This is a genomic window from Stenotrophomonas sp. TWI602, from assembly GCF_039674045.1.
GTDB lineage: Bacteria > Pseudomonadota > Gammaproteobacteria > Xanthomonadales > Xanthomonadaceae > Stenotrophomonas.
Map to the genome: position 1 here is coordinate 319,364 of NZ_JBDJMT010000001.1, position 9,252 is coordinate 328,615.

At 66.3% G+C, this 9,252-nt stretch carries 7 protein-coding genes and 1 pseudogene; 4 read left to right on the top strand and 4 right to left on the bottom strand.

The genetic code is table 11. The features are described 5' to 3' along the window. Positions 1–10: 10 nt before the first annotated feature. The gene (locus tag ABE483_RS01430) at positions 11–1,621 is read left to right on the top strand and encodes a ShlB/FhaC/HecB family hemolysin secretion/activation protein (RefSeq protein WP_346480919.1); all 1,611 of its coding nucleotides are present in this window, start codon (positions 11–13) and stop codon (positions 1,619–1,621) included. A gap of 113 nt (positions 1,622–1,734) precedes the next feature. Beyond that, complete coding sequence (locus ABE483_RS01435) at positions 1,735–2,046, top strand: DUF3817 domain-containing protein (RefSeq protein ID WP_346481053.1); 312 nt, start codon at positions 1,735–1,737, stop codon at positions 2,044–2,046. A gap of 52 nt (positions 2,047–2,098) precedes the next feature. Here the strand turns inward: ABE483_RS01435 and ABE483_RS01440 are convergent, their stop codons facing one another. The 4 genes and pseudogenes from ABE483_RS01440 to ABE483_RS01455 form a co-directional block, all read right to left on the bottom strand. Further along, positions 2,099–2,422, bottom strand: coding sequence for a thioredoxin family protein (locus ABE483_RS01440; RefSeq protein WP_313211947.1), 324 nt, complete (start codon positions 2,420–2,422; stop codon positions 2,099–2,101). Continuing rightward, positions 2,416–2,880, bottom strand: a complete 465-nt coding sequence (locus tag ABE483_RS01445; RefSeq protein ID WP_346480920.1) for a flavodoxin — start codon at positions 2,878–2,880, stop codon at positions 2,416–2,418. The genes ABE483_RS01440 and ABE483_RS01445 overlap by 7 nt, the downstream gene beginning before the upstream one ends. Before the next feature lie 12 nt (positions 2,881–2,892). Beyond that, on the bottom strand, positions 2,893–3,933 hold the full coding sequence (locus ABE483_RS01450; RefSeq protein WP_346480921.1) for a ribonucleotide-diphosphate reductase subunit beta: 1,041 nt from the start codon (positions 3,931–3,933) through the stop codon (positions 2,893–2,895). Positions 3,934–4,014: 81 nt separating this feature from the next. Next, positions 4,015–6,318, bottom strand: a pseudogene (locus ABE483_RS01455) (ribonucleoside-diphosphate reductase subunit alpha); the annotation flags it as partial. Positions 6,319–6,869: 551 nt separating this feature from the next. Between ABE483_RS01455 and ABE483_RS01460 the strand changes: the two are divergent. Both ABE483_RS01460 and ABE483_RS01465 read left to right on the top strand, forming a co-directional pair. Next, positions 6,870–8,069: an MFS transporter gene (locus ABE483_RS01460; protein WP_346480922.1), complete on the top strand. Its 1,200-nt coding sequence runs from the start codon at positions 6,870–6,872 to the stop codon at positions 8,067–8,069. Further along, positions 8,066–9,244 (top strand): isochorismate synthase, encoded by a 1,179-nt coding sequence (locus tag ABE483_RS01465; protein WP_346480923.1) that lies wholly within the window; start codon positions 8,066–8,068, stop codon positions 9,242–9,244. The genes ABE483_RS01460 and ABE483_RS01465 overlap by 4 nt, the downstream gene beginning before the upstream one ends. The last annotated feature ends 8 nt before the right edge of the window (positions 9,245–9,252 follow it).

A 9,252-nucleotide genomic window follows, 5' to 3' on the forward strand; every position in this document is an offset into this window, starting at 1 on the left:
AAAACACACCATGTACCGAGGGATGTTCCTGATCGGCAGCGCGCTGCTGCCCTGGCTTGCACATGCACAGAACAGTAGTGGCACCGCGGGGAAGGACACCGCACAGCGCATTGACGGCTACTACGAGCAGCGCCAGCCGTTGCAGCCGGAGCGCCCGGTGGTGGACCCGGTGCAGCCGGCGCCTGCGCCGGCGGGGCAAAGCGGGCTGGCCGACGTCCGCGGCAGCTTCGTGCTCCGCGAGGTGCGCTTCAGTCCATCGGCGCTGCTGCCGAAGGCCACGCTCGATGCGATCGCCGCCCGCTACCAGGGGCGCGAGGTCCACCTTGCCGAGCTGGAAACACTGGTGGCCGACGTCAATGCGGCTTACGAGGCCGCCGGGATCAGTACGGCACGCGCGCTTCTGCGCGAGCAGTCGATCAACGAAGGGCGCGTTGACGTCACCCTGCTGGAAGGCACGCTGGGTACGCTGGAGGTGACCGGGGAGGGCAAGGTGCCGGTGCGCTTTGTGGAACGGCGGGTGCGGCAGCCGGTAGGCGAAGTGGTGCGCAGCGATCGCCTGCGCGATGAACTGATCTACCTCAACCGCACCACCGATCTGCAGGTGCGCGCACTGATGCGGCCCGGCCAGGCCGCCGGCCAGACCGATATCGTGCTGCTGGCGGAGGTGCCGGACCGAAGCAACTGGGGCGTGTTCGTCGATAATTCCGGCGTAGAGACCACGGGCCGCGAGCGCTACGGTGCGCATGGCCAGTTCTGGGGCCTGGCGGGTATCAGTGACCTGCTGGCCGGCTCGGTGGCGTGGTCGCGCGGTGGCCTGGAAGGGCGCATCGGCTACTCCGGCATCGTCAACACGCGCAACGGCCGTGTCGGCGCCAGCGTGTCGCGCAGCCAGATCAACATCATCGACGGCGCATACCGGGCCCTGGACATCACTGGCGAGTCGACCAGCTATGGTCTGGACTTCACCCAGCCATGGGTGGCCACGCCGAACTGGCTGCTGTCCACCATCGCCAACGTCTCGCGCAGCAACGCCGTGTCCGATATCGGTGATGTGCGGGTGTCGGAGGTCGATTCGACCACGGTGACCCTGGGTGTCAGCACCGGCTACCGCAATGACGGCTACGACTGGACGTTCTATCAGGGCGTGTCGCGCATCCGTACCGATGAGACGCTGGCCGAGGGGCGTGCCTTCACGACCGCCAACGGATCCACCAGCTGGACACAGCGCATCGGCAGCAGCGGCCTGCTGTACCGGGCACAGTTGGGATGGCAGTTCACCAACGGCGATTTCCTGCCCTCAAGCAACCTGTTCCAGGTGGGCGGCATCGGCAGCGTGCGCGGCTATGTTCGCGGCACCCTCTCCGGGGTGAAAGGCTATTTCGGTAGCGTCGAACTGCACCGGCCCTATCGGCAGGCGCACGATGTCTACGTGTTCTTCGATCACGGCGAGGTGCGTGGCGACTATCCCACCTCGGCCAGCATCAGCAGCGTCGGCGTCGGCCTGAATGGACAGCTCGCCACGCGCTACAGCTACAGCCTTGACCTTGGCCACCCATTGGACAAAGTGCTGCAGGACGATGACAGCCTGCGCGCCGACTTCCGGATCAGTGCACGCTGGTGAACGGCAGGGCCGGCGCTGCATGCTGAGAATGATTCGCATCAAAACCGTTCGCTGGCTATGATGCGGGTCCTTTCCGTTACGACCCCGAGCCCATCTTGAAGCGTGCCTTGCCAATCAGCCCCATGGGCCGCGTGTTCGCCACGGTCGCCTTCGTCGAAGCCCTGACGTGGGCCGGCCTGTTGATCGGCATGTACTTCAAGCACCAGGCGGCCGATCCGACCCCGGTCGGGGTCAAGATCTTCGGCCCGGTGCACGGTGTGGCCTTCATGGTCTACGTGGTTGTGTCGGTGCTCGCCGCGATCCGGCTGCGTTGGCCGTGGTGGGCCGCGCTGCTGGCGCTGGCCGCGGCGGTGCCACCGCTGGTGACGCTGCCGTTGGAGTGGTGGTTCAAGCGTCGTGGGCTGTTGTCGGCAGCGGTGCGATAACGCACGCGCAATGAGGTCTCTGCTCCTTGCGGGGGCCTCCTTGTTTCAGGCATCACCCAGCCCCCAACACCGCCAGGATCTGCTTCGGCGACTGGAACCCCGCCAGCCGCGCCGTTTCGTGACCGTCGCGCACCACCAGCAGCGTCGGCGTCTGCCGCAAGCCCAGTTCGCGGAACAATCCCTCGCCGACTGTTTCCAGCTTGACCTTCAACAGCGTCATCCCGGCATCCGCGATGGCGCCAGCGACACTGGCCAGTGACATCTCCAGCATCCGGCACCCTGGGCAGTCGTCCTTGTGGAAATCCACCAGCAGGGCGGGGTGTTCGCGCACGGCGGCGTGGTAATCCTCAGCGGTCTGGGCGTGCAGGGTCAGCATGTCGTAGGGCTCTCGGTATGGGCCAACACGGTGTCGGTCCAGTGGTGGATGGTGTGGGTGTCTTCGGCGCCGTGCGGCATCTGCTCGATCTCCAGCACCGGGTACGGGGAGCCGAAGAACCGCGCCAGCCGATGCGCGGCGCCGCAGTAGTACTCCTCGCCCCATTGGGTCTCGCCGGTGCCGAACACCGCCACCGGGAAGGGCAGAGGCAACCCGAAGCGATCACGCAGCGCGGCCACGCAGTCCTTCATTTCCACCGGGGTACGCCCGGCGTTGTCCGTCCAGGAACCGACCAGACACAGGGCGGGCGGCTCTCCCGCCAGCGCCACGGCCACGTCAACGGCATCCACGTCGACCCAGTCCACACGGTGCCCCAGTGCCTCGCAGCGCGCCCGGATCAGCGCAGCCACCTCACGGGTGTTGCCGCTCAATGAGGCGAAGGCCAGCAGGATGTGCATCTACGTGCCTCCTTACAGGTCGTCGAAGCCGTTGTCCGAGTTGGTCTTCTTGTAGCTGGCGTTGCGCATTTCGAAGAAGTCGGTCTTGGTTTCGGTGAAGTTGTCGGCGTAGGCCTTGATCCACGGCATCACGTTGACGTTGGTCTCGCTGTACAGCTTCTCGATGCCGAGCATGCCGGCCATCTTGTTGGCGCGGTACTTCACGTAGCGGATCATCTCGTCCACATCGATGCCGTCGATGCCGTCCAGCACTTCGCCGGTCCAGCGCGTTTCCAGCTCGATGGCGTGCTCGAAGGCCTCGTGCACGTAGGCGGTCAGCTGCTCGCCCTGCAGCGCCGGGTTCTCGCCGATGATGGCCCGGATCAGCTCACTGATGAACTTGGTGTGGGCCAGCTCGTCGCGGTTGATGAAGCTGATGATCTTGCCGGTGCCGGTCATGCGGTTCTGGCGGACCAGGTTGTAGAAGAACGCGAAGCCGGAGTAGAAGTTGATGCCTTCCAGGATCGAGGACTGGATCAGCGCGCGGATCAGCGTCTCGGCGGTCTTCTCGCGCATGAAGTCATCGTAGGACTGCATGATCGGTGCGTTGCGGGCGAGGATGGTCGGGTGCGTGCGGGCGATCTCGAACACCCGGTTCTGGTCGGCCAGCCCGGCGATGGAGGCGAGTACGTAGCTGTAGCTTTCGTTGTGGATCACTTCCTGCTGGCCGATGATCGCCGCATTGGCGTGCGCGGCGGGGTCGGTGATGTACTCGGCGACGTTGTAGATGAAGCGCGTCTGCGGGGAATCCAGCGTGGCGAGCAGGCCAATGATCGAGTCGTACGCGTTCTTCTCGCGCGCATTGAGCTCGCCGTACTGGCGCGCGTCGCCCTTCATGTCGACTTCGTCGGGAATCCAGAAGTTGGTCGAGAGCTCCTTGTACGCCCGGTAGAAGGACGGGTAGGGGATGTCGTTCCAGTTGAGGATGCCGCTGGTGCGGCCATTGATGATGCCGGTGGAGCGGTTGGGGTGGCGCGGTTCGAGGATCTTGATGCGTTCGAGGGGGATGGCCATCGGGGTGTGTCCTTGTTTCTCTTCGGGCAGTGCGAGTTGCCGGCCAACGGCCGGCACTACAGGTCAAGGGGCTGACGTGCGTCAGCTGCTGCACCATTCGCACTCGCTTATGTCGATATCGTTGGAGCGCACGTAGTAGGTCGTCTTCAGTCCCTCGCGCCAGGCACTCATGTGCAGCGCGAGCAGGGTGCTGGCGCGGATGGTGCTGGGCACGTACAGGTTGAAGCTGATCGACTGGTCCACGTGGCGCTGGCGGCGGGCGTTCTGGCGGATGCTGGCGAACTGGTCGACCCGGTAGGCGCCTTTCTCGTAGTACGGATAGGTCTCCAGCGACAGGCCCGGCGCAGCGACGGGGCGGCGGAAGTCCTTCTTCTCCTCGTAGTAGAAGGCGCCGTACACCGGATCGATCGAGGCCGTGGAGCCGGCGATCTGGGCGGTGCTCATGTTCGGTGCCACCGCCATCAGCCAGCCGTTGCGCAGCCCGTTGACGCCCACCTGCGCCGCCAGTTCACGCCAGGCCGGGCTGTCATAACCACGGGCGCGGAAGTACTCGCCGTTCTGCCAGTCGCTGCCGACGAAGGCGCTGTAGCGCCCCTTTTCCTTGGCCAGCGTCATACTGGCCTGGATGGTCAGGTAGTTGATGCGCTCGTAGAGGGTATCGGCGTACTCCTCGGCCTGGACTCCGTTCCACTCGATCTGCTGCAGGGCCAGCAGGTGATGCCAGCCGAACGTGCCCAGGCCGATCGCGCGGTACTTGCGGTTGGTGATGGTGGCCTGCGGCACCGGCAGCTGGTTGAGGTCGATCACGTTGTCCAGCATCCGCACCTGGATCGGCACCAGGCGCTCCAGCACGTCACTGGTGAGCAGGTCCGGTGCGGCCGTCACCGCGCGGCCCAGGTTGATCGAGGACAGGTTGCACACCACGAAATCGCCGGCCTGTTTTGTCGTCACGATCTGGTCGCCGCTGATCATCTCCTGGATCATGCGGGTGGGGCTCATGTTCTGCAGGATCTCCGTGCACAGGTTGCTGGAGTAGATGCTGCCGGCATGCTTGTTCGGGTTCTTCCGGTTCACTTCATCCCGGTAGAACATGAAGGGATTGCCGGTCTCCAGCTGGCTCACCATGATCCGCTTGAACAGGTCGATGGCCTTGATGGTGCGCCGGCTGATCCGTTCGTCGGCCACGACCTCCTCGTACTTCTCGCGGAAGCTGCCCTGGCCGCGCTGCTCATCATGGAAGTCCTGCAGGTACCAGCCCTTGATCCGCTTCACCTCGTACGGGTCGAACAGATACCAGTCGCCACGGCGCTCCACCGCTTCCATGAACAGGTCGGGCAGGCACACCGAGGTGAACACATCGTGCGCGCGCAGGCGCTGGTCGCCGTTGTTCAGGCGTAGATCGAGGAAGGCCTCGATATCGCGATGCCAGACATCCAGGTACACCGCGATCGCGCCCTTGCGCTGGCCGAGCTGGTCCACGCTCACCGCGGTGTTGTTGAGCTGCTTGATCCACGGCACCACGCCGCCGGAGGAATTGGCCACCCCGCGGATCGAGGAACCGGCCGAGCGCACATAGCCCAGATAGGCGCCCACGCCGCCGCCGTGCTTGGAGACGCGCGCGACATCGGTGTTGGAGTCGTAGATGCCCTGCAGGCTGTCGTCCACCGTGTCGATGAAGCACGACGACAGCTGGCCGCCCACCTTGCCGGCATTGGCAAGCGTAGGCGTCGCCACGGTCATGTACAGGTTGGACAGCGCCCAGTAGGCCTCACGCACCAGCAGCATGCGCCGCCGCCGCGAGCGGTCGCCGTGCTCGTGTTCGTGCTGCATCAGGTACAGCGCAATGGTCAGCCAGCGCTCCTGCGGCAACTCGTAGACGGCGCGCGAGTGATCGGTGGCGAGGTAGCGGGTGGCCAGAAGGTACAGGCCGTTGTAGGCGAACAAGGTGTCGCGCTCGGGCTCGATCATCTGCCCGGCCTCGTCCAGTTCGTCCTTGGAATACGCCTTGAGGATGTCGATCGAGTAGACGTTGCGGTCGGCCAGGCTCTCCTGCAGCCCCACATACGAGCCGTACTTCAGCGTGGCATCGTAGAACCGGTTCTTGCTGGCGCGCTTGTACAGCCGCCGCAGGTAGAGGCGGGCGGCGAAGTGCTCCCAGTCCGGTGCGGTCAGGTCGATGCGCGATTCGGCCTCGCGGATCAGCAGGTCCACCATCTCATCGGCGCTGAGCTGCTGCCGCCGCGCGATCTGCCCCAGCACGCTGCGCAGGTAATCGGCCACGTCCAGCTGGGGGAACTCGGCATGCACGCTGTGCACCGTGCGCTGCAGCCGCGCCTGGTCGAACGGCATGCGTCGATTGCCGCCCTCCTTGGTGATCCACAGCGTGTCACTGCCGGGGGCCGCATCAACGGGGGTGTCCGTGGGCGGGGTGAGGGTCGAAGCGACGGTGTCGTCGGTGTTCATGCGTTCTCCATGCATGGCGCAGAGCCCGGCAGGCAGCGCGGCAGCGCCGTGCGGCAGCCGGACAGAAGGCGTGATTGGTGGGCAGGCCCTGCGTGTGCAGGAATACGTCGCCGCAGGCTCACATCGGTGGCGACGGGCCATGCTTCCAGGCGCCGGTCAGGTGGGCGCAACGGGGCGTCAAACAGCAACGCGGCGTTGCGACGATGCACCGGGCCTGGCGGAAGCGGGGAGCCGATGGACACAACATAGTGGGGTTAAGTTGGATCGTCAACCGGATATGTAGTGCTTTTTTGTCGCAGGGGGGGGCTCTCCTGTACACATGAACATCCCATACAGATTGCACTATCAAACGCAAATGCGAGACGTTATCATTTGATGGATCACAGGGCGGTGATGCGTTCGCAACCGGATGGCGGAACCGCGCGCGCGTCAGCGCACCGCGTGGTTCGACTTCTTATTGGCTGTGGTGTTCAATGTCTTCACGTCCTGTCGTTTTCGGTTTGCCCGCCCTCGTTTCCGCCGCGCTGCTCGGCACCATGGCAATGATGGCGTTCGTGTCCGTGATCGGCCCGGTGGTGCGGGTGTTGGGCCTGGCCGAGTGGCACGCTGGCCTCTCGGTCACCGCGGCGGGTGTGTTGTGGATGCTGTCGGCACGTCGCTGGGGTGCACTCAGCGATCGCGTCGGGCGCAAGCGCGTGCTGCTGATCGCGCTGGCGGCCTATGCCGTGATCTATGTAGCGCTGGCGGTGTTCGTGGATGTGGCGCTGACCTCGCCGCCGGCGGTCTGGATCTCCGTGGTTGCACTGGTCGGCACGCGTGCCCTGGTCGGGCTGTTCTACGCCGCCGTCCCGCCAACCGCTGCGGCCATCATCGCCGACCAGGCCGCCCCGGGGCAGCGTGGCAGCGTGATGGCCAAGCTCGGCACGGCCAATGCGCTGGGCATGGTGCTGGGTCCGGCCGCTGCCGGTTGGATCGCCTACCAGAATCTCTCGCTCACGCTGTATGTCGCCGCGTTGCTGCCGCTGCTGTCGCTGTTGATGATCTGGTGGCGACTACCGAACACGCCGCCCGTCGCGCCGACGCACACCGGCCCCAAACCGACGCTGGGCCTGGGCGATGCGCGCCTGCGCCTGCCGTTGCTGGCGGTCTTCGCCGCGATGATCTCGGTGACCATCGCGCAGGTGACGGTCGGCTTCTTCGCGATTGATCGCCTGCAGCTCTCCCCGGCAGACGGCGCACGCATGGCCGGGCTGGCCCTGACCGCCGTCGGCGTCGGCCTGATCTTCGCGCAGGGCCTGGTGATGAAGCTCAAGGACATCCGCCCGACGCGCTGGATCCTTGTCGGCGCGCTGATCTCCGGGCTGGGCTTTGCGTCGGTCGCGCTGGTCAGCGTGCCGTGGCAGCTGCTGGCCGGTTATGCGATCGCCGCGTTCGGCATGGGTTTCGTGTTCCCCAATTTCCAGGCGCTGGCGGCCGATTCGGTGGAGGCGCACGAGCAGGGCGCTGCCGCAGGTACGGTCGCCTCGGTGCAGGGAATGGGCATGGTGGTCGGGCCGATGATCGGCACGCTGCTGTATCGGTGGTCGCCGAGCGCACCGTACCTGCTGGTGGGCGTGGTGCTGCTGATCCTGGCGCTCTCTGCCGCGCTGCATCGCGCGCGGGGTGCGGCATGAACGAGATGCTCGCCAGCGGCGTGGTCGATGCGCTGGCCGAGACCGCCACCGTTGATGCGGCCGACGCCCCGTACTTCCTGCTGCGCAGCCCGCAGCAGGCGATGGAAGCGCACGGTTTGCGTGCGCGGCTGCCGTCCGGTGCCACAGCCACCTTGGCCGAGCGCGTCGCCGCGTTCTTCGCCGCGCCGCGCTCCGGCCCGCGCCTGTTGGTGGGGGCGGTGCCGTTTGATCCCGAGCAGGGCGATGCGCTCTATCAGCCGGATCAAGTGACTGGCCACCCCACGGTGGTCCACGTGGAAACACCGACGCTGGTCGGGGATGTGCTCGCCGAGCCATCCGCGGAGGCCTATGCAGAGGCGGTGGCGACCGCAGTCACGGAACTGCAGCGCACCGACAGCCCGTTGGAAAAAGTCGTGCTTGCACGCAGCCTGCGGGTCACCACCGCGCAGCCGCTGCATCCGCGCGTGCTGGCCGCGCGCCTGGGGAAAGACCCCAGCGTGGCGACTTACGTGGTGCCGGTACCCGCAGCGGGCGCCGCCGATCCGGCCTGGCTGGTCGGCGCCACCCCGGAGCTGCTGGTCTCCAAGCGCGGTGATCGTGTGCTCTCGCACCCACTGGCCGGCTCAGCGCGTCGTTCGGCCGATCCCGCCGAGGATGCACGCGCCGCGCAGACGCTGCTGGCGTCGGCCAAGGACCATGACGAGCACCGCCATGTGGTCGAGGCCATCGTGGCCGCGCTGGCCCCGCTGTGCCATCACGTCGAGGCACAGCCGCGCCCGACACTGCACGGCACCGCCACCATGTGGCATCTCGGCACCCGCATCCACGGCACGCTGAAGGATGCCTCGGTGTCCTCGGCCGCCCTGGTCGCGCTGCTGCATCCCACCCCGGCGGTCTGCGGCACGCCGCGTCCGCAGGCACTGGCGCTGATCCGTCAGGCCGAACCGGTTGCACGGGGCTTCTACGCCGGCGCCGTCGGCTGGACCGAGGCGCAGGGCGATGGTGACTGGTACGTGGCGATCCGCTGCGCACGCGTGCAGGGCACGCAGGTGCGCCTGTATGCCGGTGCCGGCATCGTCGCCGAGTCCCAACCCGATCTCGAGGTGGCCGAAACGGCTGCCAAGTTCATGGCCCTGCTGAGCGCGCTCGGCGTCCATGACGTTCGTCCTTTCTGATGTGCGGG

What these genes read in the sequence shown, in the direction of transcription:
- ABE483_RS01430 (WP_346480919.1), top strand. Translation starts at nt 11, where the DNA reads ATGTACCGAGGGATGTTCCTGATCGGCAGCGCGCTGCTGCCCTGGCTT.
- ABE483_RS01440 (WP_313211947.1), bottom strand. Translation starts at nt 2,422, where the DNA reads ATGCTGACCCTGCACGCCCAGACCGCTGAGGATTACCACGCCGCCGTG.
- ABE483_RS01445 (WP_346480920.1), bottom strand. Translation starts at nt 2,880, where the DNA reads ATGCACATCCTGCTGGCCTTCGCCTCATTGAGCGGCAACACCCGTGAG.
- ABE483_RS01450 (WP_346480921.1), bottom strand. Translation starts at nt 3,933, where the DNA reads ATGGCCATCCCCCTCGAACGCATCAAGATCCTCGAACCGCGCCACCCC.
- ABE483_RS01460 (WP_346480922.1), top strand. Translation starts at nt 6,870, where the DNA reads ATGTCTTCACGTCCTGTCGTTTTCGGTTTGCCCGCCCTCGTTTCCGCC.
- ABE483_RS01465 (WP_346480923.1), top strand. Translation starts at nt 8,066, where the DNA reads ATGAACGAGATGCTCGCCAGCGGCGTGGTCGATGCGCTGGCCGAGACC.